The following is a 23,101-nucleotide window of genomic DNA, read 5'->3' as shown; positions in this document are numbered from 1 at the left end:
AGTCGAACGAGATAGATCACCTCCGGCGTGTCGTCGGCGTCTGACTGTCGACGTCGAAGCACTTTTCCTTAACCCATCGGCTACGCGGCCGGGCTACCGTCTTTTCATGGCTGCATCACCCGAGCCGGTCTGCGCGGGCATCGTCTTGGCCGCGGGCGCCGGCACGCGCTACGGGATGCCCAAGGCATTGGCCGAGGGCGGCGCCTGGCTGCGGTCGGCGGTGGCGGCACTGCGCGACGGCGGCTGCGATCCGGTGATCGTGGTGCTCGGCGCGACCGGACCTGCACCGGAAGCGGTCGACCTACCCGAGGGTGTCGATCATGTGTGGGCGGCGGACTGGGCGACCGGACTCGGAGCCTCGCTGCGGACGGGTTTGCGAGCCGCCGCGCACACCCCCGCGGAGTACGTCGCGATCATGCCGGTGGATACCCCCGATGTCGGGGCCGATGTGGTCGCCCGGGTGGTCGCCGCGGCCATCGCCGCACCCACCGGCCTGGCACGGGCCGTGTTCCACGCCACACCCGGCCATCCCGTTGTCATGTCTCATAAGCACTGGACCTCGGTGTATCAAGCAGCTGTTAGAGATTCCGGCGGGCGCACCTATTTAGCCGGTAATAACGATATGGTGTGCGTCACGTGCGACGATTTGGCGACAGGCGATGATCGTGACTTCCCGGCCACGCCGCACGCGTGAGCGGAGCTGAACAGATGCGGGACATCGTCGACGACCTATTGCGGGTGTGGCATTCGGGCCGGACAGGTGGACTGGCCACCATCGTGCGAACTGTTGGTTCCGGACCGCTGCCGGTAGGGACATCGATCCTGGTAGATGCCAATGGCGCGGTCTATGGTTCGCTCCTCGGCGGGAGCGTCGAGACGACCGTGATCGAGGCGGCCGCCGACGCCGCGCGCAGCGGTCGACGCGGACTGCACCGCTTCGGCGTCCCGCCGGGCGAGCCCGGATTGGACTCCGGCGGCATGGTCGATGTTTTCGTCGAGCCGTTCTCGCGCCGGGACTTCCCGGAATTCCCCTCCATAGCCGCGGAAATCGCCGCACACCGCAGGGTTACCCTGTTCACCGTGGTGTGGAATCCGGATCCGGATCTGATCGGACAGCATCTGATCACCCCGCAGCGTCATGCGACGGAACTGGTCGCGCTGCCCGAATCCGATGTATTCGTCGCCTCGTTCCCGCCGCCACCGCGGCTGATCATCTTCGGCGCCAACGCTTTTGCCGCAGCGCTGGCCGTCCAGGCCAAACTGCTCGGCTACCGCGTCACAATCTGCGATTCCCGCGACACCTTCGCAACACCCGATGCCTTCCCGGGTGCCGAGGTGGTCGTCGACTGGCCGCATCGATACCTGAACACCCTGTCGGCGGCGGGCGAAATCGATAGCAGCACGGCGATTGTCGTCCTCGGACACGATCCGACGTTCGAAATCCCGCTGCTCACCGTGGCACTGCGACTACCCGAACTGGGTTACCTCGCCGCAAACGGCTCCTGGTCCGCACACCTGAGACGCATCGAAGACCTACAAGCGGGCGGCTTCGACAACGCGACACTCGCCCGCCTGCACTCCCCCGCCGGTCTCGACATCGGGGCACGCACCGCCGCCGAAGTCGCCGTTTCGATCGCCGCCGAACTGCTTGTCGCCCGGACCGGAACCGAGCGGCGGATCGCCGAAAACCGGGACGCCGAACCGCAATTCAAGGAATTCCCGGCCAGCGCCCCGGTGGCGCTCTAGCGCTACTTCAGGCCCGGATTCTCCGCGTACACCTCGCGCAGCACCGAGAGGTCGAACAGCTGGTCGGCCTTGATATCGATCTTGGCATTGCGCAACGCGGCGATATTCTGCTCGATCAACTGATCGGTCATAGTCAGCAAACCATTGGCGGTCGAATCCGCGGACACGACCAGGCCGTTCTGCGCGGTCGCCTCCTGGGTCTGTTCGTTCAGATCGAGTTTCTGATCCTTGCCGTATACCTCCACCGCGAGTCGCGCCGATTCGGCCGGATTCGCGACCGCGTCCTTCCAGCCCTTGATCTCGGCGATCAGAAATGCCTTCAGCTTGTCGCGTTCCTTATCGATGGTGGACTGCTTGACCGTCAGGGTCTCGGCCACCAGCGGCAGGTTGTAATCGGCGAAGAGGAAATTCGTATTCTGGAATCCCTTGGCGGTCAGCGTGATCGGCTCATTGGTCACATAGCTGACCCAACCGTCGACCTCACCGTTGGCCAGCGGAGTCGGATCGTATTGCGCGGGCACGATGGTCACATCGCTCGGCTTCATGCCATTGGCGTTCAGCAGCGCGTTGAAGATCAGCTGATTGGTGTCCTGGACGCCGATCTTGCGACCCTTCATATCCTGCGGGGTCTTGATGGGCTTGGCGGCGGAGCTGACGATGCAGAACGGGTTCTTCTGATAGGTGGTCGCGACGATCTTGGCGGGTAGGCCCTCCAGGATCGCGGGCGCGGTGGTCTGCGGGGCCGAGGTGCCGAGCCAGACCTTGCCGGTGTCCAGGCCCGCCTCGACCGAGGTGCTGGCCGCGCCACCGGCGATCAGATTCACCGAACCGAATCCGGCCTCTTTGTAGTAGCCCTTGGCGTCGGCGAAATATTCGCCCGCGAATTCGATGTTCTTCAGCCAGGAGAGCTGGATCGCGACGGAACCGTACTTGGATCCGTCCGCCACCGACCCGCCCGAAGAGTCTTTCGAATCATCGCCACATGCGGCAAGCAGGCTCGCACCGCCCAATGCGGCGCCGGCCAGCGCGGAGTAACGAAGCAGGGATCGCCGGTTCAGGTTCGGCCCGAACGAAGAGCGTTGTACGGGGTTCATGGGCCGAATCTAGGGGGATTCCGTTTCAATTTCTTTACTTTGGCGTTCCGAGCATTGATTTTACGAGAAACTGACCGGTCAGCGGCGCCCCGCCTCGGGGCCGAAGCGGGCCAGCACCAGATTTTCGATGACGCCGACAATCGCGTACAGCAGCACCGAGACGATGGTCACGATCACGATCGAAGCCCACAGCTTGCTGTATTGAAAGGTCGGGATGGCGCGAATCAGACTGGCGCCCAATCCCGTTCCGCTACCCAACCATTCACCGAGCAATGCGCCGATCAGCGCGCCGGGCACCGAGATTCGCGCCGCCGCGAAGACCGACGGCAGGGCTGCGGGCACGGCGACCATGCGCAGTCCGGTCCAGCGGGAGCCGCCGTAGGCGGCAACCAGATCCATCGCCTGCCGCGGTGTATTGCGCAATCCGGCCATGATCATCACCAGCGCCGGGAAGAACACCACGATCGCCGCGAGCACCGTCACACCGGCCAGTCCGCGCCCGAAGACCAGCACGATGATCGGGGTCAGCGCCACCAGGGGCACCGACCGCAACAGCATGGCCACCGGCATGAACGTCTGCTCGACCACCGCGAACGAGACGAACAGCGCCGCGACGACGAGCGCTGCCAGCATGCCGACGCCGAAGCCGATCGCGGCGTCGCGCAGGGTGATCTGCAGGTCGTCGAAGATCGCCTGACGTGCGGTGTGCGCACCGGAGGAGTTGAACAGGTACTTCCAGATATCACTGGGCGTTTTGCCTACTCGCGGGCCGACCTGGGGGAAGGCCTTCAGGAAGACGTACCAGATCACCAGCATCAGCAGGAGTGCGGTGACCAGAGGGAACAGGAAGCGGCCGATCCTGGTCAGCACAGCGAGCGTCCCGGCGGCGGCACCGCGCTGGGGCCGTGTGCTCTCCACGGCGGGCGGTGCGGGGGCAGTCACGTTGTCCACCGGCCCGAGTTCGTCAGTCATCGCGCCTCCTGCGCGGTCCATGGGGTGACCAGTCGGGCGATCAGCGCGACAATCGCGTAGCCGAGCCCAGCGAGTGCGGCTGCCGCCAGCGCCATCCCCCACGTGCGTGGCACGTTGTATGCGGTCTGCGCAGCAGTCAGTGCGACACCGATGCCGCTGTCCACCCCGCCGAGGTACTCGCCGATGATCGCACCGAGCACGGCCGACGGCGCGGCTATCTTCAACGCCGCGAACAGATTCGGCAGCGCTGCGATCGCCTGCACGCGGTAGAGCTGCTGCCAGCGACCGCCGCCGTAGGCGCGGATCAGGTCGAGGCTGGTGACGTCGGCCGAGCGAAGTCCGGTGACCGTGCCGACCATGGTGGTGAAGAAGCAGTACATCGCGGCGAGGAAGACCGTCGGGGTGCGGCCGCCGAAAACAACCAGGATGATCGGCCCCAGCGCGAGCAGCGGGATGCAGTAACTGAGGATGGCGAGCTGGGTGGCCAGCGGTTCGATCCACGGGATCAGCACGATCAGCATCGCCAGGCCGATGGCCAGCGCATTGCCCCAGATGAAGCCTTTCAGCGCGCCGAGCGCGGTGATCCGGAAGTTGGGGCCGTACAAATCCCAGCCGTCGGTGTACATGGTGTGCAGGACGGTCCACGGACTCGGAATCGTGCCGCCCGCGACCTCCAGCGCGGCCAGCAGCCACCACACCGCGACCAGCCCGAGGACGCCGACCAGTCCGCCGATCCGTTTCATACCGCGCCCCCTCGACGGTGTCGGCTGCACAACATCGATCCGGTGCCGTGGTGATCCCTCATGCGACACCGCCCTTGCCGGACTTCCCGAAGAGCAGCTCCGATAGGTAATCGTGCAACTTGTGGAATTCGGGCGTGCGCATCATCTCGGGCGTGCGCGGGCGCGGCAGATCGATCTTCACCAGTTCCAGCACCCGGCCCGGCCGCGGACTCATCACCGCGACGACATCGGAGAGGAAGACCGCCTCGGCGATACCGTGCGTGACCATCAGGGTGGTCGCGGGCTTCTCGGTCCAGATCCGCAGCAGTTCCAGATTCAGCCGCTGCCTGGTCATATCGTCGAGAGCACCGAACGGCTCGTCGAGCAGCAGCACGGTCGGCTTCACGACCAGTGCGCGCGCGATCGAAACACGTTGGCGCATCCCGCCGGACAGCTGCGCCGGTTTGGCCTTCTCGAAGCCTTCCAGGCCGACCAGCCGCACCAGATCCGCGATCAGTCCCGGGTCCGGCGAGATGCCCGCGACCTGTAAGGGCAGTTTGATATTGGATTCCACCGAACGCCACGGCAGCAGCGCCGAATCCTGGAAGGCGATGCCGAGTTCATGGCGGCTGCGCAGTTGGGCGGGGGTCTCACCGTCGATGAGCGTCTTGCCCGCGGTCGGTGTCTCCAGTCCGGCCAGGATGCGCAGCACCGTCGATTTGCCGCAGCCGGATGGTCCGAGCAGGGACAGGAACGCGCCCTGTTCGGTATGCAGCTCCACTTCGTCGAGCGCCTGCACCGTCTTCCGGCCGACCCGGAATGTCTTCGTCAAACCGCTGATGTGGATGCCCGTCCCGCCGGTGGGCTCCTCGGTACCGCTCGCCATCATGACCAAAACACTAGGAGCAGGTCGTTGCGCCGATATTGCGAATCGCCACTCCAGATTGCGCAATCGTTACGCGACTTTCGATCCGCGTGCGTCGAACCCGCAGGTTGGGATGAGATATCGCCCCGCCCGGGTTACAGCGGGGGTGAACCCACTTTTCGCGCTGCTCGACGCCAAGCTGCATATCGCGGGCTCGGAGATCCTCTGGCGCGAGATCATCGGCAATGGTTTCGGTCTGGCCTCCGCGGTCGGCGGTATGCGGCGACGGGTTTGGGCGTGGCCGATCGGGATCGCGGGCAATGCGCTGCTGTTCACCGTTTTCGTCGGCGGAATCTTCAACACGCCACAGCATTTGAATATGGCCGGACAGGCCGGCCGTCAGCTGATGTTCATCGCGGTCAGCGTGTACGGCTGGTGGAGTTGGTATCGGCATGCGCGCGCCGAAACCGGACTCGAACATCGCGGCGTCGCGCCGCGCTGGGCCAGCGGGCGCGAACGGCTGGTACTGGTGGCGGCGATGTTGGTCGGCACGGCCGCATTCGCCCGATTGTTCGCGTTGATCGGCTCCTACGGGCCGTGGGCGGAAGCGTGGATCTTCACCGGATCGGTGCTGGCGACCTATGGCATGGCGCGCGGGCTCGCCGAATTCTGGCTGATCTGGATCGCCGTCGATCTCGTCGGCGTGCCTTTGCTGCTCGAGGCGGGCTATTACCCGTCCGCGACGCTGTATCTGATCTATGCGGGGTTCGTCGCGTGGGGCTTCGCCGTATGGGTGCGCACCCTGCGCAAATCGGCTCCTGTGGTCGCCGATCTCGCGCCTTCGCATCCGTAGCGACTTTTTTCGCGACCTCCGATGAATCGGCGCTGCGCCGCCGGTATGTACCCGCAAACCCATCGGAGGAATGCAATGAAGATGACCACGGGACAGCGCTGGGTACTGGCGCTGACATCGCTCGCGGGTTTGATGATCGTGCTCGACGCACTGGTCGTCACGACCGCGATGCATGCGATCCAGCTCGATCTGCACGCATCGATCGGCGAGCTGGAATGGACGATCAATGCCTACAACCTGAGTTTCGCGGTGCTGTTGATGGCGGGCGCGGCGCTCGGTGACCGGTACGGCCGCAGACGGGTGCTCGTCGGCGGGCTGGCACTGTTCAGCGCGGCGTCCGCCGGATGTGCGCTGGCACCGACTCTGGGTCTGTTGATCGCCGCGCGGACAGCGCAGGGCATCGGTGCCGCCGCCATCATGCCCGTGGCGGTGGCCTTGCTCTCGGCGGCGTTCCAGCCGGAACAGCGGACCAAGGCGCTCGGATTATTCGCGGCGGCAACCGGATTGGCCACCCTCGGCGGACCGCTCGTCGGGGGTGCGGTAGTGCAGGGCCTGGCCTGGCAGTGGATCTTCTGGTTGAACCTGCCGATCGGGGCGGTACTGATCCCGCTGGTGCGCACGCGGCTGGCCGAAAGTGTGGGCGAGGCACGCAGATTGGACTTTCTCGGGATCGCGTTGGTGAGCGTCGCCGCCTTCGGCATCGTCTGGGGTCTGATTCGGGGCAATGAATCCGGTTGGGCCGGCGCCGAAGTCGTGCTCGCTTTCCTGGCAGGCGCGGTGGCACTGATCGGATTCGTACGCTGGGAGCTGCGCACCACCGCGCCGCTGATTCCCATGCGCTTCTTCGCCTCGCGCGCCTTCTCCGCGGGCAATGCGGTCGGATTCCTGCTGGCCGCCTCGATTTTCAGTGGTGCGTTCTTCTTCGCCCAGTTCCTGCAGATCGTGCAGCAGCAAGGCCCACTCGGTGCCGGACTGCGCCTGGCGCCGTGGACGATCACCCTGTTCCTGGTGGCGCCGATCGCGGGCAAGCAGGTCAACCGGTTCGGTGAACGTCCGCTGGTTGTCACCGGCTTGCTCATGCAGGCCGTCGGCTACGGGTGGATCGCCCGCACCGCCGGACCGGACCTGCCGTACATCGCGATGATCGCGCCCTTCGTCATCTCCGGCGTCGGTGTGTCGATGGCGATTCCCGCCGCGCAGAGTGCGGTACTGCGCGCGGTTCCGATGCCCGCCGTCGGCGCCGCGTCGGGCACCTACAACACCCTGCGCCAACTCGGTGGCGCCTTCGGAATCGCGGTCCCCGCAGCTGTTTTCGCGGCGGTTGGCGGCTTCACCGGCACGCGGGACTTCAGCGACGGTTTCGCGGCCGCCATCGGCACCGCCGCTTTGCTCGCGCTCCTCGGCGCCGCGATCGGCCTGCTGATTCCGGCCGGTGCGCCCGTTCCCGCACCGAACACCACTGAGCCGGTTTCGGCGGCCCCTGCGGGACCACCGAGGGACGGGTCGGCCTCCGCCCATGCGGGCACGCCGAGCGGCGCGATGACCTCCTATTCGGCAGCTCGCGAGGACCGCACCGAGGTGCAGGCATGACCAGCGCCACAGATTCCTCGGTAGGTTGTGCACCCATGACGGTCAGTACGGATTTCGCGGCGCGCACCGCGCCCTACCGGCCCGAACTGCTCGCGCACTGCTATCGGATGCTCGGGTCGATCCATGACGCCGAGGATCTGGTGCAGGAGACGATGCTGCGAGCATGGCGCTCGGCCGACCGCTATGACGAAGCGCGGGCCTCGCTACGCACCTGGCTGTATCGGATCGCCACCAACGCCTGCCTGACCGCGCTCGAACAGCGCGGCAGGCGGGCGCTGCCCACCGGTCTCGGCGGGCCCAGCGATACCGTGGTCACCAAACCGGAGCGTCATCCCGAAATCCCTTGGCTGGAACCGATTCCCGATGCCCTGCTCGGCACCGCCGCCGACGATCCGGCAACCGTGATCGCGGCCCGCAGCGGTATCCGGCTCGCATTCATCGCGGCCCTGCAATTCCTACCCGCCAGGCAGCGCGCGGTCTTGATCCTGCGCGACGTACTCGCCTGGTCCGCGGCCGAAGTCGCCGACCTGCTCGAAACCACTACCGCCGCGGTCAACAGCGCACTGCAACGTGCCCACGCCCAATTGGAGAAGGACGCCCCCATGCTCGACCGCATATCGGAATCGTTGAGCCCGGACGAACGCGCGATGATCGACCGATACGTAACCACCTTCGGCAATGCCGACATGGCTTCATTCGCCAAGCTCCTGCGCGACGATGTCGTCCTCGAAATGCCGCCCGCCCTGCTCTGGTTCGCCGGGCGCGCCCACGTCCTCGAATTCTTCACCGACAAATGCGGTTCCACACCCGGCGAGTGGCGGGCAATCCCGACCTCCGCCAACACCCAACCCGCGATCGCCTACTACCGCCGCGACGAAACCGACACCTACCAAGCACATTCCATCCACCTACTCACCCTCCGCGATGCGGCCATCGACCGAATCACGGTCTTCCTGGATGCCACCCTCTTCCCCGGCTTCGGCCTACCGACCACCCTCTGAACCGTTTTCGAGGTGGTTCGGACACGGCGTGCTGGCACTGACTTCCTGCGGGCGGCGCCTTGGCCACCGCGGCGCCGTCAGCATCGAGAGCTCGACCTGCTGGCGAACCGCCCTAGACCACGTCCACCCGAACCCCCGCAGCCCGAATCGTCGCCACCGCACCCGGATCCGCATCCGAATCCGTCACCAGCACATCGACCTGCTCGATCCCGCAGATCCGAGCCAATGCCGAGCGCTCCAACTTGTCCGCTGTAGCGACAGCTATCACATGCCCGGACCGCCGCACCATCTCGGTGGTCACCCCCGCTTCGTCGATGTGCCGACATTGCGCGCCCCCCTCGGCGGAAATCGCGTTCACGCCGAGAATCAGTGCATCCAAACGCAATTCGGCCAATGCCCGCTCGGCCAGCGGCCCGTGCAGCTCATAGGATTCCCGCCGCGCCACCCCGCCGAGCACGATCGTGCGCATATGCGGTCGCAGCACCATCTCGCCCGCGATATTGAGCGCGTTGGTGACGATGGTCAGTTGGTCGCCAGCAGCATTCGCCAAATCTGCCCGCCCGGCCAATGCTCGCGCCACGGCGGTCGTGGTTGTGCCACCGTTCATTCCGACTACCGCATTCGGTTCGATAAGTCCCGCGGCATGTTCCGCGATCCGCTGCTTCGCCTCGTCGGCACCCTGCCGGTAGCGCGCGGGCAGGTCGTAGGCGACCGAAGTCGCGACCACACCGCCGTGCGTCCTGGTCGCCAACTGCTGTTCGGCGAGTGCGGTGAAGTCGCGGCGCACCGTCGCCGGGGAAACTCCGAGGCGTTCGGCGGCTTCTTCTACCGAGAGGCGCCCGGTTTCGGCGAGCAGTTCCAGCAGTCGGTTCCATCGCTGCGGCCGGTCCGTCGGTCCGGTCATTTCATATCTTCCCGCCCACCCGGACGACCTGCCGTTTTTCCATGCACGCCAACAATCTGACCACAGGCACGTGCCGACGGTAGAGATTCGGCCGCCGTATTGCCGAGCCGGACACCTTTATCACCGCGCCCGCAGCCCATCGAGCACGAGATCGACCACCCGGCGAACCGCCTCCGGATACGACTCACCGGCCCGGGTGTAGATCTGCAGGGTCATCAGTCCGGCCACCTCGCCGGGCTCGATATCGGCGCGCATGGCACCGGCGGCCTGCGCCTCCCTGGTCATCCGCGAGACCGACTCGACAATGCGCCCCCGCACCTCGTGCAACCGCGGATCGGCCTGAATCTCGGCATGCAGATTCGGCTCGATCGCCGAGGCCAGCGCCCCGACCCGGCGCTGCGCGCACTCGTGCAGAAACCGCGAAAGCGCAGGCCACGCCGCGCCCTCCTGCGCCAACGCGGTCGCCGCCAACTGGGCCAGATCCGCGAGGTAGGACTGGGCCGTCTCGGCGATCAATGCATCCCGATCCGGGAAGTGCCGATACAGCGTGCCGACACCCACACCCGCCCGATCCGCGATCTCCTTCATCGGCACATCGACGCCTTGCTCACGGAAGGTCACCAGCGTCGCGGCAATGATCTGATCCCGATTGTTCCTGGCATCCGCCCTCTTCAGACCGGTCGTCACCCGCACCTCCAGTTTAAGTGGACGAAATCCTTCCACTTACTGTACGCTCCGTTTAACCGGACGAAATTCGTCCACTTAGTCGTAAGGTGTTGTCATGAACACGACGGTTCTGATCTCGGGCGCGGGCATCGGCGGCTCGACCCTGGCGTACTGGCTGGCCGACCGTGGCTTCCAGGTCACGGTGGTCGAGCGGGCGACGGGCCAACGCTCCAGCGGAAATCCGGTCGACGTAAAGGGACCCGCCATCGATGTGGCCGAACGCATGGGCATCATGCCGCAACTGCGTGCCGCGAATTCCACCGTGTCCCAGATGAATTTCGTCAATGCGAGCGGCCGGCGCGTCGCCCGGGTCGATCTGCAGGCCTTCCAGGGATCGGCCGGCGACCGTGAAGTCGAAGTCCCGCGAGCCGATCTCGCCGCGATCCTGCTCGACGCCAGCCGCGACAATGCCGAATTCCTCTGGGGTGACACCATTACCGGCCTGACCCAGCAAGCCGACGGTGTCGACGTCACCTTCGAACACGCCCGACCCCGCCGCTTCGACTTCGTAATCGGCGCGGACGGCCTGCATTCGGTGGTGCGCCGCCTGACCTTCGGCGACGAATCCGAATTCGTCCGGCATATGGGCATCTACATCGCCACCATCCGGCTCGATGCACCATTCGGCAGCGACCGCGAAGTTCTCATCTACAACACACCGGGACGAGCACTGTCGGTGCACCCGACGAAGGGCCGCGCCCTCGCGGCATTCATGTTCCGGCACAAGGGCGTACCCGGTTTCGACCACCGCGATACCGAACTGCACAAGCGCCTGGTCATCGAGGCCTTCACCGATCAGGGCTGGCGGGTCCCCGAATTGCTGGACCGCGTCCGCGACACCGATGACCTGTTCTTCGACTCGGTCAGCAAGGGCGAGCTGCCGCGCTGGTCGGACGGACGCGTCGCCCTGCTCGGCGACGCCGCATCCTGCGTCTCACTGTTCGGTGACGGCTCCACCCTCGCGATCGCCGGTGCGCACACGTTGGCGGAGGAACTGGCGGCCACGCCCGAGGACCACGAGGCAGCGTTCCAGCGCTACGAGACCCGGCACCGGGTGCTGGTCGATCCCAAACTCAATGGGGTGGCTACCGCGGCATCGATGCTCATTCCGGCGACGAAGACCGGAATCGCACTGCGTAATACCGCAACTCGGGTCCTTCCCGCTGTCACGGCCATCCGCGATCGGGTCCGGTGCGCCGCTTGAAGCACAAGCCAAATCCCGCCGTCAATTCAACGCAAGCCCGGAATTCACGAAATAGGCGATCTCCTCGCATATTTCATCGAGTGACACCTCGGTATCGGGATGAGTGGTTCGCACCAGCTCCTGGGCCAGCGAATTCACCGCGCCGATCACCGCGAGCGCGAACAGATCGAACCGGCGCGCCTTGGTCTCGCCGCGTTCGACGGCTCGCTCCGCCTCACTGATCAGCAGTGATGAGAGCAGGCGGCGCTGTTGCCTGCGCCAATCCTCCACCGCCGAACTGACGCCGACCACTTCGACGTAACACACCCGCGCCGACCGATGATCGGCGCAGGTCACCTCGAGGTAGGCACGAAAACTGTCGACGACCCGCGTCGAAAGCGGTTGGCCCGCGGTCTTCGACATACTTTCCAGCGACCGTTCGACCGCATGCGAGGTGATCCGATTGACCAGCGCGATCAGCAAGGCCTCGCGGCTGCCCATATCCTCGTAGAAGCTGCGGGTGGAAACATTCGCGACGGCACACAGCCGTTCGATCGAGGTGGCCGCGTAGCCTTGGGTGCCGAATAATTCCAGCGCCGCATCGATGAGTCGCGCCTGCCGCTGAGCTACCCGCTGCTCCTTGGACAACCCGCCGTAATTGCGGCCCTCCTTGCGTTCGTCATCCTGCCGTGCCACGGATTCGATGCTACCGCCTCGCCAAGCGCCTACCCCGGCGCACCGACATCCGGCGGCCTGCGCATTCATCGTCGAAAACGGCGGGGGCACAAGACCACCCGCCGTCGGACGATCACTTCACGCTGCCCGCGGTAAGCCCCGCGACCAGGCGCTTCTCGATGAACGCGAACAGGATGACCACCGGAACGATGCCCACCGTGGAGATCGCGAAGACGTACTGCCACGCCGTGTCGTATTGCCCGACGAATTTGGTCAGCGCCACCGACAGCGGCTGGTTCTCCGGCGTGGTCAGCACAACCAGGCTCGCCGCGAATTCGTTCCAGCAGGCCACCACCACGAAAATCGTCGCGGTGACGATGCCCGGCCAGACCAGCGGCAGGCTCACCCGGACCAGGATCTGCCAGCGACTCAGACCGTCGAGCTGCGCGGCCTCCTCGATCTCCACCGGAATGGCGGCGAAGAAGCTGTGCAGGATCCACACCGCGAACGAGAGGTTGAACGCGGCGTTCACCAGGATCATGGCCAGCCAGGTGTCATTGATGCCGAGAGTGAAGAACTGCCGGATCAGGCCGGTCACCAATACCGTCGGCTGCAACATCTGGGTGACCAGCACCAGCGCGAGGAATATCGCGCGTCCCGGAAACTTGTGCCGTGCCGTGTAATACGCGGCCGGGATGGCCACGACGAGCACCAGCAAGGTGGCACAGACCGAGATGACTATCGTGCTCACCAGGTTGTACGGCAGCGGCGTCTCAGGGGTGTCCCACATGGTGGAGTAGTTGTCCGGATGCCAGGTCTCGGGCAGATACGTCGGCGGGATGCGCAGGATTTCGGCGCGACTCTTCAGCGAGCCGAGCACCATCACCACGAACGGGGTCAGGAAGATGACAGCAAGCACCACCCCGACCGCGGTGAGTTCCCACCGCCGCCGCCGAGTTCGGCCGGTCGGGGCCTCGTCAACCGTTTCGTCCGGCGGGATGTCCACACCCTCGATGTGGATGTCGGCCTGTGTCGTCATGCGTCCACCTGCTGGGTCGGCTTGATGACCTTCACATAGATCGCGATGATGACCACGATCAGCGCGAAGTTGAGCACGCTCATGGCGGCGGCGGTGTCGAGCTGCTGGTTCTGCCGAATCAGCTTGAAGGTCAACGTCGTCGTCGTATCCGCACCGAAGCCCGCGATACCGCCGGTGATCACCTGCAGAATGGGCAGCGAGTTGAACACATTGATGATGTTGATGATGGTGGCCACCGCGATCGCCGGACGCAATTGCGGCAGCGTGAGATGCCGATAGCGCTGCCATGCATTGGCGCCGTCGACCCGGCCCGCCTCATCGATCTCGGCCGGAATCGATTGCAGCCCGGCCAGGATCGTGTAGGTGGTGAACGGGATCGAGACGAAGACCGCGACGCCGATCGCCACCAGGAAGGCGGGCGTCGGCTGTTTGGTGAAGCCGTAGCCCCGGTCCAGCAGTCCGATATCGACCAGGAACCGGTTGGCGATACCGACATCGGGGTCGAGCATGTAATAGAAGATGGTCGTCGTCATCACGACCGAGGCCGCCCACGGGACCAGAATCGCCATCCGCACCGCGGTGCGTCCCGGGAAATCCTTGTTGAGAAACTGCGCCAGCCCCGCCGAGAGCACCAGGGTGATCAGCACGACGCTGACCACCCAGACCACGGTATGTGCCAATACCGATCCCAATTCGCTGATATCGAACAGGTTTCGGTAGTTGGCCAGTCCGGCGGGGCCGCGATCCTGTCCGTAGGCGCTCAGGTCCCGGGTGCTGGTCCAGACCATGTAGCCAACCGGGAACGCGACAATCGCCGCGATCAGCACCAGAGTCGGCCCGATCCAGGGGACGGCCCGCAGTGTCGAGTTCTTTCCTGAAAGCACCCGGGTTGCTCTGCTCAATTCGCGGCCCTCCCGGGGCCCTTCGTGGTCACGCTTCGCTACCTCCTTCGGGCCCGTCGCTCGGGCCGCTGGGCGCCACACGCTATTTCGCTGCTTCCTGAATCCGCTGCAACACTTGTGCCGGGTCCGCACCCTGGGCGATGGTGCCCATCTGCTGATGCATGGCGCCCTGCACCGCAGCCCATTTCGGGTTATTGCTCGGGTAGAACTTGGCCACCGGCAGGGTCGCCGCGAAGGCCTTGGTCACCGGGTCGTCGGCGAGCACCGCGGTGGCACTGGTCGTGATCGGGATGAAGTGCTCGTTCTTGACGAAGTTCGAGTACACATTCGCCGAGTAGAAGAAGTCGAGGAACTTCTTGATCGTCTCGGCCTTCTTGCCGTCCTTCTTGAATGCCATCAGGTGATCGGCCACGCCCAGCGTGACGGGCGCACCGTCCTTGGTCGGCGTGGGCGCGGTGGCGTACTTCAGACCCGGATTCTTATCGGCGATCTGGGCGATGGTGGGCGGCAGCCCCTCGATCATCCCGACCTTGCCCTGGATGAAGGAGTTGATGACGTCCTTGCGGTTGGTCGCACCCGGATTCGGCTGGGTGACACCGGCGTCGAAGATCTCCCGCATGGCCTTGACCCCCTCCAGGTTCTGTGGGGTATCCACGGTGATCTTGTCGCCATCGGACCAGTTGCCGCCGGCACCGAAGGTCCACAGCGACGTCTCGGCCTGCGATTCCTCACTGCCCAGCGGGAGACCGTAGCCGGAAACACCGCCGCCGAGCGCCTGGATCTTCTTGGCGGCATCGGTCAGCTCGGCCCAGGTCTTGGGCGGAGTGCTCACCCCGGCCTTCGCGAACAGGTCGGTGTTGTAGAACAGGGTGCGCGTGGAGGCGAACAGCGGCATCGCGTACTGCGTGCCGTTCAGCGACGCGTTCTTGGCGAAACCGGGCTGCACATCCGACAGCACATTCGGGGAGACGACCTCGGATACCGGATAGAGCATGCCGTCACCGGCGAAGCTGGCGTAGGCGTCGATATTCAGCAGATCCGGGGTGGTGGACTTGGACTGCAGTTTGGTCTTCACCACATCGTTGATCGACTCCCAGGACTCCATCTGCAGGTTGACCTTGTAGTCGGGGTTCTGCTTCTGGAAGTCGTCGATGATGCGGTCCCACAGCGCCTTCGTGCCATTGGCACCGTCGCTGTAGGCGGGAGCCAGGAAGTTGATCGTCGTATCGGAGTCGGCCGAATCCTTGGAGCCGAAACCACATGACGAGACGGCGAGTGCGAGGCCGGTGACCATCGCTATCCCCGCGAGGACGCCGTGGAGAGGTCTTTTCACGAGCAGAACCTTTCAAATTTTCACTCCGGGCGCTACTGCAGCGCCGATGATGGAGCGAACGAATCGCTTGTACAGATCGTTTCGAGCGACCTGCAAGCAGTCGCTACGGATAGAGGCTAGACCGAACTGTGATCACATGTGACTGATTTGCTCGTAAATTTGACATGAACGATCACCGAGAGTGATCCTGTTGTTGTGCCGATCTCCGCTGACCCCACCCCCGTGACTCATCTGGCCGCCGAAGTCGCCACCCAGCCGGACGACTGGGTTCGCGCCGAGACCACCGCCGCCGAGTACCGCGCCGTCCTGCCCCAACCGGGCGAGCGCGTCGCCGTCATCGGTTGCGGCACTTCGCTGTTCATGTCCCGTGCCATCGCGTCATTGCGCGAGAGTTCGGGGCAGGGCATTACCGACGCCTGGCCCGCAAGCGAAGTCCGCGGCGATCGCGATTACGACCGCTACCTCGTCATCTGCCGCTCCGGCACCACCACCGAGGTGGTCGATGCCATGCGGGCGATACCTGCGCGCATTCCGCGCACCGTCATCTGCAGCAGTCCGGGCACCCCGGTGCTCGACCTGGGCGATCCGATCCTGATCGACGAGGTCGACGAGCAGTCGGTGGTACAGACTCGTTTCGCCACCACCGCGCTGGCGATGCTGCGCTGGCATCTCGGCGAGGATCTGCGTACGGCCATCGAGCAGGCCAGGGCCGTACTCGCCGAGGATCCAGCCACAGCACTGGCCGACGTGCGTCGTGCCGAGCAGATCAGCTTCGTCGGGATGGGTTTCGCGGCCGCGATCGCCGAGGAGGCGGGGCTCAAGCTGCGCGAATCCTGCCAGTCCTGGACCGAGTCGTATCTGCAGACCGAATACCGGCACGGACCGATCAGCATCTCCACCCCCGGCCGCGCCGTCTGGGCGTTCGGACCGCTGGTCCCCAATTTCGCGCAGGACGTGGCCGTCACCGGAGCGCACTTCGAACATCGCGATATCGATCCGATGGCCGATCTGGTGCGGGTGCACCAGCTGTGTGTGCTGCGCGCCGCCGACCAAGGCCTCGACCCGGATCATCCGCGCAACCTCAACCGTTCCGTCGTTCTGGATCGGTGAGCGGTCGCTACCAGGAACTACTGTGCGGATATGGGAACGGAAAAGCCCCCGGCCACCGTGCACCGCGACGATCTCGCGGACCGCACGGACGTGGCGACCTCGGCGGTGCCGGACGCCGCGGCAGCGCCGGGGCCGGTTGCGCGACAGCAGCCGGTCACGGCGTTGACCGATGATCTGCTGGTGCTCGGCCTAGATGTCGGCGGCACCACGATGAAAGGTGAGGTCACCGATGCCGCGGGCACCGTGCTCGCCTCGGGGGTGGTAGCCACGCCGCAGGGCGAGGCGGCCTTCGACACCATGGGGGCACTCGGCGATCAGTTGCTGGCGGAGTTGACCGATGACCAGCGCGATCGCGTCGCGCGCGCGGCGGTACTGCTGCCGGGCATTGTCGATCCGGTCCGTTCGATCGCGGTATTCAGCAGCAATGTCGGTTGGCGCGATGTGCACATCGGCGATCGATTCACCGAGCGCTGGGGTATGCCGGTGCTGATCGAGCACGATGTCGCGGTGGCGGGCTGGGCCGAATGGCGTTTCGGCGCCGGGCGCGGCCACGATGACGTCTGCGTGGTCATCCTGGGCACCGGCATCAGCGGCACCCTTTCCGTCGGTGGCCGTCTGATGCGCAGCGGGTACGGGCAGACCGGCGAATACGGACACATCCCGGTGCGGCACGCCGACGGATTGCGCTGTCCCTGCGGCAATATCGGCTGCGTGGAGACCGTGGCGTCCGGCGCAGCCATCGCCCGCGCGTACGCGAAGCGAACGGGTCACGAAACAGCAAGCGCAGCTGATGTTTTCGCGATACTGGATACCGATCCCGATGCCAAAGCCGTGGTCGCCGAAGCGATCAGCGCGCTTGCCGACGGACTGCTCGGCCTCATCCATGCGGCCTGTCCCGAACTGATCATTCTCGGCGGCGGCCTGGCCGGGGCCGGACCCGCGCTGACCGAACCCCTGCACCACACCATCGCCGAACGCCTGCGCGTGGTGCCCGCACCGCGGGTTGTGCTCGGCGAGTTCGGTGTTCGCGCGGGGCTCATGGGTGCGGCACTGTTCGCCAGACAGGGAGCGCTCACGTGACTCGCGTCGCGGCGAGTGTAATCCGAGTGCGGGCAGTGCTGGTCCGATCATCCCGCGCGAGGGTGGCCGCATGAGTCTCGAGATTCGCGGACGGATCGTATCGGCGACATGCACATTCGACGACGGCGTCGTCTCCGTACGCGCGGACCGAATCCATGCGATCTGCTCCCTCGCGGACTGGGTTGCCGCACATCCGGATTCGACCGTGCCGCCATTTTCCGGCACGGTACTGCCCGGCCTCGTCGATATTCACAACCACGGCGGATTCGGCCACCGGTTCGACACCGTCGACGGTGCCGAGGCGCGGGCGGCCGCCGAATTCCACCACACGCACGGCTCCACCACCGTGCTGGCCAGCGTTGTCACCGGCGCCGCGACCGATATGGTCGCGCAGGTCGCGACGCTGCGCGCGATGGCAGCGGACGGCACCATCGGCGGAATCCATGCCGAGGGACCGTTTCTGGCCGCTGCCCGCTGTGGCGCACAGGATCCCCGATTTCTGCGCGATCCCGATCTCGAGCTGACCGAACGCCTGCTCGCCGCCGCTGGCGGACATCTGCGCGTCATGACGCTCGCGCCGGAGCTGCCGGGATTCGACAAGGTCGCCCAACGCCTTTCCGAAAACGATGTGGTGGTGTCGCTCGGCCACAGCGATACCGACTTCGCCCGCTTCCGGCGGGCGCTGCGACCTGATGGATTCGGCGCTCTGGTCACCCACTTGGCGAATGGCATGCCGCCACTGCATCACCGCACGCCCGGTCCGGTGGCCGCCGCACTCGTCGCCGCGGCGCAGCGCCGGGTTGTCGTCGAGCTGATCGGCGACGGGGTACACGTCGACTCCGGTTTCGGCGCTTTAGTTTTCGCGACCGCACCCGGACAGGTCGCGCTGATCACCGACGCGATGCAGGCGGCGGGCATGCCCGACGGCGAATATCAGCTCGGTCCGCAAGTCGTGCACGTCGCCGATGGCGTGGCCCGAATAGCCAATGGATCCATCGCGGGCGGCACCGCCCACCTCCTGCGCTGCCTCGACTGGGCGGTCCAGGATTGCGGTGTGCCGTTGCGCGAGGCTGTGATCGCCGCCACTTCGGTACCGGCCGCGACGGCGGGACTGGCCGATGTGGGCGACATCAGGGCCGACTTTTTCGCCGACCTGCTGATAGTCGATGACAACCTACAGTTGCGCCGGGTGCTCAGACGTGGACAGTTGTTGACGTGATCCTCACTGTGACAATGAATCCCGCCTACGACATGACCTACCGGGTAGAGCATTTCGAGCGCGGCCAGGCCCATCGGGTCCGTTCGGTCGAGCAGCGCATCGGCGGCAAGGGCATCAATGTGACGCGGGTGCTCAATCAGCTCGGAAAATATGCCAGGGCGACGGGATTCTCCGACCACGCCTTCGCGGCCGCCGCCGAGCTGGAGATGCCGGTCGACTTCGTGCACGCACTGCCCTGGGTCCGACGCACGGTGGTGATCAGCGAATCGGGCGACGGTACCGCGACCGCACTGTGGGAGCCCGGTGCACGGGTGTCGAATCCACATGCCGCCGAACAGCTCTCGGTCCGCGTTTCGGGCATGCTGCCCGATATCAACGGCCTGGTCATCTCGGGATCACTGCCGGGTGGCATCGCCCACAGCCTACCCGCCGAAATCGCGCGCACCGCCATCGCCGCCGGTGTCCCGACCGTCTGCGATGTCGACGGCGAGTCACTGCGCCTTGCGGCGCAGATCCCCGGCATCGTGCTGATGCCGAATACCGAAGAGCTGGAACGTCTCACCGGACGAGTCCCGGTGACCCCAGGCGAAGTCGCCACGGCCGCACTGCCGCTCATCGAACGCGGCGTGCGCGCCGTCATCGCCACCCGCGGCGCCGAGGGCATGGTCGTGGTCACCGCCGAGGGCGCGTGGTCGGCGGCCCTGCCCGAACCACTCGCCGGAAACCCCACCGGCGCGGGCGATTCCGCGACAGCAGCGGTGATAGCTGCCCTGTCGGATGCGAAGGACACCCCCGACTGGCCCGCCATTCTGGTAGACGCCGTCGCCACCTCGGCCGCCGCGGTCGTCATCCCGGTGGCCGGTGAAATCGACCGCCGCCTGCGCACCCAGATCGCGCCGACGGTGATCGTCGAACGACTAGCCACCCCGCAGGAGACCTCCCCATGACCTCGAGACCAGTCGCGGACCTGATCGCGGCCGCCCGTCCGGGCGGTCTCGGCGCCTTCAATGTGATCACCATCGAACACGCCGAGGCCATCGCCGCGGCTGCCGAGGCGGCGAAACTGCCGGTGCTGCTCCAACTTTCGGAGAATACGGTGCGCTACCACGGCAATCTCGCCCCGATCGCGCTGGCATGCTCGAGCATTGCCGCCGACAGTAGCGCCGATATCGCCGTGCACCTGGACCATGCCACTTCGTTCGAACTCATTCGCACCGCGGTCGACCTCGGTATCGGCTCGGTCATGTACGACGGCTCGACGCTCGACTACGCCGAGAACGTCACTGCCACTGCCGATATCGCTCGCTGGTGTCACGACCGCGACGTCTTCGTAGAGGCCGAACTCGGCGAAGTGGGCGGTAAGGACGGTGCGCACGCCCCCGGTATCCGCACCGATCCGGATGAGGCCGTCGAATTCGTCGCGGCAACCGGTGTGGACGCCCTCGCCGTGGCCGTCGGCTCCTCGCACGCCATGCAAACCCGCACGGCCGAACTCGATAACGACCTGATTGCTCGGCTGGCCGCGAAAGTCCCCGTCCCCCTTGTACTGCACGGCTCCTCCGGTGTTCCCGATGCCGGTCTGCGAGCCGCCGTCCAGCACGGCATGACCAAAGTCAATATCGCCACTCGACTGAATGTCGTTGCCACCGAAGCGATTCGGGCCGTGCTCGCGGACAGCCCCACCATTGCCGACCCGCGCAAGTACCTGAATCCCGCTCGCGATGCGATCCGGTCCGAGGTCGAACATCTGCTGCGGGTGCTCGCGGGGTAGATCTCACCACCCCGGGGAAAGTATGGGCAGCCGTCGTTGGGCAGCGATGATACGATGAATTGCCTTTAGTTTAGCTAAGGATTTGCTGTCCGCTAGAGCTGTATCACCTGATGAAGGAATAACAACTCCATGGCTGTCATCCTGCAAACAGGAGAACAGCGCGCTGCCGGTGCGGAGACGCAGCTCGAGGTCTCGCACAAGTTAACGCTCAGTGCCGCAATAGTATTCGCCTCCCTGTCCATCGGCGCCTGGCTGCTGTTCGTGCGGCCCAACTGGCAGATGTACTGGCACCAAATCGATCTACAGGTCTATATGTGGGGCGGTACGGCCGCGGCGACTCATCCCGCGCTGCTGTACGACGGCCGCGGACCGATGGGCCTGCCCTTCCTCTATCCCGTTTTCGCCGCGTGGATCTGTGCCGAACTCTCGCGATTCCCGATCAACTACATCGGGACCGGCGTCACGGTGCTCACCATGGCGTCGCTGTTCGTGAGCGTCTGGAGCGCGGCCACACTCCAGCAAATGCGCCGCGGAACGGGTTTGCTGGCATTGAGCATCGCCGTCACCGGCGCGGCGATCTGGTTGGAGCCCGTCCAGCAGGCGTTCCGGTTCGGTCAGCTCAGCGCGATCCTGATGGCCATGGTCCTGGCCGATCTCGCCATGCCCAAGGAGAGCCGATATCGGGGCATCCTCATCGGCATCGCGACCGGACTGAAGCTGACCCCCGCGGTCTTCATCGTCTATCTGCTCATCACCCGCCAATTCCGGGCCGCCGCGACGGCCGCGGCGACCTTCGGCGCCACGGTCGCGATCGGCTTCTGGTACCGGCCGACCCAGGCACTGCAGTTCTGGACGACGACCACGACCTCGCAGAACCGAATCGGCTTCGCCTATGTGCAGAATCAGTCGATCAACGGCATGTTCGGCCGCCTGGAATGGACGACCTGGGGCGACACCACGTCCTCGTTCGTCTGCGCCGGACTGCTCGGACTCGCCGGAATGGCGGCCGCGCGCATCGCCCACCTGCGCGGTGACCAATTGCTGGGCGCGCTGCTCGCGGCCACGGTAATGCTGCTGGTCTCGCCGATTTCCTGGACCCACTACTGGGTGTGGATCACACCGGCACTGCTGTGGCTGATCCACGTGCTGCGCCATCGGCCACTCGCCGTCCGTATCGCCGTACCCGGGCTCATCTACCTGTTCGTCTTCGCCTGGCCACTGCGGTCCGACCAGGTCGGCGCATGGGATCCGGATCTGCCACTGCTGCCGCAGGGGCTGATCTGGCAGGTACCGCAGACCGATGGCCGGGAATTCCGTTGGACGGTATGGCAATTCCTACTCGGCGATTCGTACACCCTGCTCGCCACCATCGCACTGGTCGCCGCGATCGTCTGGCTGATTCCGCTCCGGCTGCACACTGTGGAGCTGCCCGACGAGGGAGTCGCGGACCGGCGGCGCGAGCGAGGGGTGGGCGCCGCCGGTCGGCGGGAAGACGGTCCGAGCAGTGAACCGCCGGGGTCGAGCGAGTTGGAAGCCGTGGGGTAAGGCTCCTGTGCTACGAGGAGCCGCTTCGTTCGCCGACATTGATCATCCTGCTCCGATCACCTCGAGAATGCTGGCAATCCAGCTGTGAATCGTCTGGGAACCGATCAGTCGGCGCTAACAAGCTGTCGGATCGGAAGATTCGGTATCGGTCAGTGGGGTCGCCAGCGGCCAGCCGCCCGCCGCCAGATGTGAAGCGACCCTGGCGATATCGTGCGCGTCCGGCTGCTCCTTGGCCATCCGCGCGATCGCCCCTTCGATATCGGCGTGGCTGATCTCGCTGTCCGGATTGGAGTCCACCAACTCCTCGGCGATCACCACCACCTCGTAATCGGTCAGGTGGCGGTGCAGCACCGCGAACAGGGCGACGTAGTCCGACCGCGGAATCCCCTGTGGATAGCCGGCGCGCAGCCAGCCGATGACCCGGCCGAGCAGATTCGGCCGGACCTGTGCGGATTTCGCTGGATCAGTCACGGGTCACCCTTCTCACGCTCCGAACAGATGGATACCGAATCCAGCCGCCAGGAATGCCCTAGCGGTGTAAAGAATTCCGGTAAGTATCGCGGCGAGGATCAGCGCGAAGCAGGCGCAGGCACCGGCCAGTGCCGGGTAATTATGTTGGGCGGCAGTACCTTCCGCGGATACCGTATCGGCGACCGACCAGAGCCGGACCCCGACGGCGAAGACGATCGGCAGGCCTGCGCCGAGCAGCAGACCCGCGACGGTCACCTTCCACAGCGCGTCCAGGTTCGTGACGAGTGTGTGCACGATGTG

Annotated in this window: 24 protein-coding genes; 12 read left to right on the top strand and 12 right to left on the bottom strand. The window is 65.5% G+C overall.

Annotated elements, in window-relative coordinates; all coding sequences use genetic code 11:
* Positions 1-106 precede the first annotated feature (106 nt).
* Positions 107-694 carry a nucleotidyltransferase family protein gene (locus ACQPYR_RS04145; RefSeq protein ID WP_433627808.1) on the top strand — a complete coding sequence of 196 codons (588 nt, stop codon included), beginning with the start codon at positions 107-109 and terminating at the stop codon, positions 692-694.
* Between the two features lie 14 nt (positions 695-708).
* Positions 709-1,746, top strand: a complete 1,038-nt coding sequence (locus ACQPYR_RS04140) for an XdhC family protein (protein ID WP_433627805.1) — start codon at positions 709-711, stop codon at positions 1,744-1,746.
* A 2-nt stretch (positions 1,747-1,748) separates the two neighbouring features.
* Here ACQPYR_RS04140 and ACQPYR_RS04135 read toward each other — a convergent pair whose 3' ends face one another.
* The 4 genes from ACQPYR_RS04135 to ACQPYR_RS04120 all read right to left on the bottom strand — a co-directional run bounded on the left by ACQPYR_RS04135 (position 1,749) and on the right by ACQPYR_RS04120 (position 5,423).
* A complete protein-coding gene (locus ACQPYR_RS04135; protein WP_433627802.1) occupies positions 1,749-2,840 on the bottom strand; it encodes an ABC transporter substrate-binding protein in 1,092 nt (363 codons plus the stop codon).
* Between the two features lie 78 nt (positions 2,841-2,918).
* Entirely contained in the window at positions 2,919-3,656 is a 738-nt protein-coding gene (locus tag ACQPYR_RS04130) for an ABC transporter permease (protein WP_433635003.1), read from the bottom strand.
* A 152-nt stretch (positions 3,657-3,808) separates the two neighbouring features.
* Positions 3,809-4,555 (bottom strand): ABC transporter permease, encoded by a 747-nt coding sequence (locus ACQPYR_RS04125; protein ID WP_433627799.1) that lies wholly within the window; start codon positions 4,553-4,555, stop codon positions 3,809-3,811.
* A gap of 58 nt (positions 4,556-4,613) precedes the next feature.
* Complete coding sequence (locus ACQPYR_RS04120; RefSeq protein ID WP_327094124.1) at positions 4,614-5,423, bottom strand: ABC transporter ATP-binding protein; 810 nt, start codon at positions 5,421-5,423, stop codon at positions 4,614-4,616.
* A 142-nt stretch (positions 5,424-5,565) separates the two neighbouring features.
* Here ACQPYR_RS04120 and pnuC point away from each other — a divergent pair, with 142 nt between their 5' ends.
* The 3 genes from pnuC to ACQPYR_RS04105 all read left to right on the top strand — a co-directional run bounded on the left by pnuC (position 5,566) and on the right by ACQPYR_RS04105 (position 8,843).
* On the top strand, positions 5,566-6,252 hold the full coding sequence (gene pnuC / locus ACQPYR_RS04115; RefSeq protein WP_433627797.1) for a nicotinamide riboside transporter PnuC: 687 nt from the start codon (positions 5,566-5,568) through the stop codon (positions 6,250-6,252).
* 75 nt (positions 6,253-6,327) lie between these two features.
* Positions 6,328-7,842 carry a DHA2 family efflux MFS transporter permease subunit gene (locus ACQPYR_RS04110; protein ID WP_433627794.1) on the top strand — a complete coding sequence of 505 codons (1,515 nt, stop codon included), beginning with the start codon at positions 6,328-6,330 and terminating at the stop codon, positions 7,840-7,842.
* A gap of 35 nt (positions 7,843-7,877) precedes the next feature.
* Positions 7,878-8,843, top strand: coding sequence for a sigma-70 family RNA polymerase sigma factor (locus tag ACQPYR_RS04105; protein ID WP_433627792.1), 966 nt, complete (start codon positions 7,878-7,880; stop codon positions 8,841-8,843).
* Between the two features lie 112 nt (positions 8,844-8,955).
* Here the strand turns inward: ACQPYR_RS04105 and ACQPYR_RS04100 are convergent, their stop codons facing one another.
* A complete protein-coding gene (locus tag ACQPYR_RS04100) occupies positions 8,956-9,747 on the bottom strand; it encodes a DeoR/GlpR family DNA-binding transcription regulator (protein WP_433627789.1) in 792 nt (263 codons plus the stop codon).
* Positions 9,748-9,867: 120 nt separating this feature from the next.
* A complete protein-coding gene (locus ACQPYR_RS04095; protein WP_433627787.1) occupies positions 9,868-10,434 on the bottom strand; it encodes a TetR/AcrR family transcriptional regulator in 567 nt (188 codons plus the stop codon).
* Between the two features lie 94 nt (positions 10,435-10,528).
* Here ACQPYR_RS04095 and ACQPYR_RS04090 point away from each other — a divergent pair, with 94 nt between their 5' ends.
* Positions 10,529-11,677, top strand: a complete 1,149-nt coding sequence (locus tag ACQPYR_RS04090) for an FAD-dependent monooxygenase (protein ID WP_433627784.1) — start codon at positions 10,529-10,531, stop codon at positions 11,675-11,677.
* Positions 11,678-11,698: 21 nt separating this feature from the next.
* Here the strand turns inward: ACQPYR_RS04090 and ACQPYR_RS04085 are convergent, their stop codons facing one another.
* The 4 genes from ACQPYR_RS04085 to ACQPYR_RS04070 form a co-directional block, all read right to left on the bottom strand.
* Positions 11,699-12,352: a TetR/AcrR family transcriptional regulator gene (locus ACQPYR_RS04085; protein ID WP_433601055.1), complete on the bottom strand. Its 654-nt coding sequence runs from the start codon at positions 12,350-12,352 to the stop codon at positions 11,699-11,701.
* A 112-nt stretch (positions 12,353-12,464) separates the two neighbouring features.
* On the bottom strand, positions 12,465-13,370 hold the full coding sequence (locus ACQPYR_RS04080) for a carbohydrate ABC transporter permease (protein ID WP_433627782.1): 906 nt from the start codon (positions 13,368-13,370) through the stop codon (positions 12,465-12,467).
* Positions 13,367-14,272, bottom strand: a complete 906-nt coding sequence (locus ACQPYR_RS04075; protein WP_433601053.1) for a carbohydrate ABC transporter permease — start codon at positions 14,270-14,272, stop codon at positions 13,367-13,369. Before ACQPYR_RS04075 ends, ACQPYR_RS04080 begins: the two co-directional genes overlap by 4 nt.
* Before the next feature lie 82 nt (positions 14,273-14,354).
* Positions 14,355-15,605, bottom strand: a complete 1,251-nt coding sequence (locus ACQPYR_RS04070) for an extracellular solute-binding protein (protein ID WP_387294690.1) — start codon at positions 15,603-15,605, stop codon at positions 14,355-14,357.
* 195 nt (positions 15,606-15,800) lie between these two features.
* Here ACQPYR_RS04070 and ACQPYR_RS04065 point away from each other — a divergent pair, with 195 nt between their 5' ends.
* The 6 genes from ACQPYR_RS04065 to ACQPYR_RS04040 all read left to right on the top strand — a co-directional run bounded on the left by ACQPYR_RS04065 (position 15,801) and on the right by ACQPYR_RS04040 (position 22,330).
* Positions 15,801-16,715: an SIS domain-containing protein gene (locus ACQPYR_RS04065; RefSeq protein WP_433627779.1), complete on the top strand. Its 915-nt coding sequence runs from the start codon at positions 15,801-15,803 to the stop codon at positions 16,713-16,715.
* A gap of 30 nt (positions 16,716-16,745) precedes the next feature.
* Positions 16,746-17,795, top strand: a complete 1,050-nt coding sequence (locus ACQPYR_RS04060; protein ID WP_433627777.1) for an ROK family protein — start codon at positions 16,746-16,748, stop codon at positions 17,793-17,795.
* Positions 17,796-17,865: 70 nt separating this feature from the next.
* Complete coding sequence (locus ACQPYR_RS04055; RefSeq protein WP_433627774.1) at positions 17,866-19,014, top strand: N-acetylglucosamine-6-phosphate deacetylase; 1,149 nt, start codon at positions 17,866-17,868, stop codon at positions 19,012-19,014.
* Complete coding sequence (locus tag ACQPYR_RS04050; RefSeq protein WP_433627771.1) at positions 19,011-19,961, top strand: hexose kinase; 951 nt, start codon at positions 19,011-19,013, stop codon at positions 19,959-19,961. The genes ACQPYR_RS04055 and ACQPYR_RS04050 overlap by 4 nt, the downstream gene beginning before the upstream one ends.
* On the top strand, positions 19,958-20,785 hold the full coding sequence (locus ACQPYR_RS04045) for a class II fructose-bisphosphate aldolase (RefSeq protein ID WP_433627768.1): 828 nt from the start codon (positions 19,958-19,960) through the stop codon (positions 20,783-20,785). The genes ACQPYR_RS04050 and ACQPYR_RS04045 overlap by 4 nt, the downstream gene beginning before the upstream one ends.
* A 129-nt stretch (positions 20,786-20,914) precedes the next feature.
* On the top strand, positions 20,915-22,330 hold the full coding sequence (locus tag ACQPYR_RS04040) for a glycosyltransferase 87 family protein (protein WP_433627765.1): 1,416 nt from the start codon (positions 20,915-20,917) through the stop codon (positions 22,328-22,330).
* A 114-nt stretch (positions 22,331-22,444) separates the two neighbouring features.
* On the opposite strand, the gene ACQPYR_RS04035 is transcribed toward ACQPYR_RS04040, so the two are convergent.
* Together ACQPYR_RS04035 and ACQPYR_RS04030 are read right to left on the bottom strand one after the other, a co-directional pair.
* A complete protein-coding gene (locus ACQPYR_RS04035) occupies positions 22,445-22,801 on the bottom strand; it encodes a DUF3349 domain-containing protein (protein ID WP_433627762.1) in 357 nt (118 codons plus the stop codon).
* Between the two features lie 12 nt (positions 22,802-22,813).
* Positions 22,814-23,095, bottom strand: coding sequence for a hypothetical protein (locus ACQPYR_RS04030; protein WP_433627760.1), 282 nt, complete (start codon positions 23,093-23,095; stop codon positions 22,814-22,816).
* Between the last annotated feature and the right edge of the window lie 6 nt (positions 23,096-23,101).

Origin of the sequence: Nocardia sp. CA-120079 (assembly GCF_050955745.1) — a bacterium.
In the GTDB taxonomy this organism is placed as follows: domain Bacteria; phylum Actinomycetota; class Actinomycetes; order Mycobacteriales; family Mycobacteriaceae; genus Nocardia.
The sequence above is the reverse complement of the archived record's forward strand: the minus strand, read 5'-3'. Positions and strand labels throughout refer to the sequence as shown.

What these genes read in the sequence shown, in the direction of transcription:
- ACQPYR_RS04145 (WP_433627808.1), top strand. Translation starts at nt 107, where the DNA reads ATGGCTGCATCACCCGAGCCGGTCTGCGCGGGCATCGTCTTGGCCGCG.
- ACQPYR_RS04140 (WP_433627805.1), top strand. Translation starts at nt 709, where the DNA reads ATGCGGGACATCGTCGACGACCTATTGCGGGTGTGGCATTCGGGCCGG.
- ACQPYR_RS04135 (WP_433627802.1), bottom strand. Translation starts at nt 2,840, where the DNA reads ATGAACCCCGTACAACGCTCTTCGTTCGGGCCGAACCTGAACCGGCGA.
- ACQPYR_RS04130 (WP_433635003.1), bottom strand. Translation starts at nt 3,656, where the DNA reads ATGCTGGTGATCTGGTACGTCTTCCTGAAGGCCTTCCCCCAGGTCGGC.
- ACQPYR_RS04125 (WP_433627799.1), bottom strand. Translation starts at nt 4,555, where the DNA reads ATGAAACGGATCGGCGGACTGGTCGGCGTCCTCGGGCTGGTCGCGGTG.
- ACQPYR_RS04120 (WP_327094124.1), bottom strand. Translation starts at nt 5,423, where the DNA reads ATGATGGCGAGCGGTACCGAGGAGCCCACCGGCGGGACGGGCATCCAC.
- ACQPYR_RS04110 (WP_433627794.1), top strand. Translation starts at nt 6,328, where the DNA reads ATGAAGATGACCACGGGACAGCGCTGGGTACTGGCGCTGACATCGCTC.
- ACQPYR_RS04105 (WP_433627792.1), top strand. Translation starts at nt 7,878, where the DNA reads ATGACGGTCAGTACGGATTTCGCGGCGCGCACCGCGCCCTACCGGCCC.
- ACQPYR_RS04100 (WP_433627789.1), bottom strand. Translation starts at nt 9,747, where the DNA reads ATGACCGGACCGACGGACCGGCCGCAGCGATGGAACCGACTGCTGGAA.
- ACQPYR_RS04090 (WP_433627784.1), top strand. Translation starts at nt 10,529, where the DNA reads ATGAACACGACGGTTCTGATCTCGGGCGCGGGCATCGGCGGCTCGACC.
- ACQPYR_RS04080 (WP_433627782.1), bottom strand. Translation starts at nt 13,370, where the DNA reads ATGACGACACAGGCCGACATCCACATCGAGGGTGTGGACATCCCGCCG.
- ACQPYR_RS04060 (WP_433627777.1), top strand. Translation starts at nt 16,746, where the DNA reads ATGGGAACGGAAAAGCCCCCGGCCACCGTGCACCGCGACGATCTCGCG.
- ACQPYR_RS04055 (WP_433627774.1), top strand. Translation starts at nt 17,866, where the DNA reads ATGAGTCTCGAGATTCGCGGACGGATCGTATCGGCGACATGCACATTC.
- ACQPYR_RS04045 (WP_433627768.1), top strand. Translation starts at nt 19,958, where the DNA reads ATGACCTCGAGACCAGTCGCGGACCTGATCGCGGCCGCCCGTCCGGGC.
- ACQPYR_RS04040 (WP_433627765.1), top strand. Translation starts at nt 20,915, where the DNA reads ATGGCTGTCATCCTGCAAACAGGAGAACAGCGCGCTGCCGGTGCGGAG.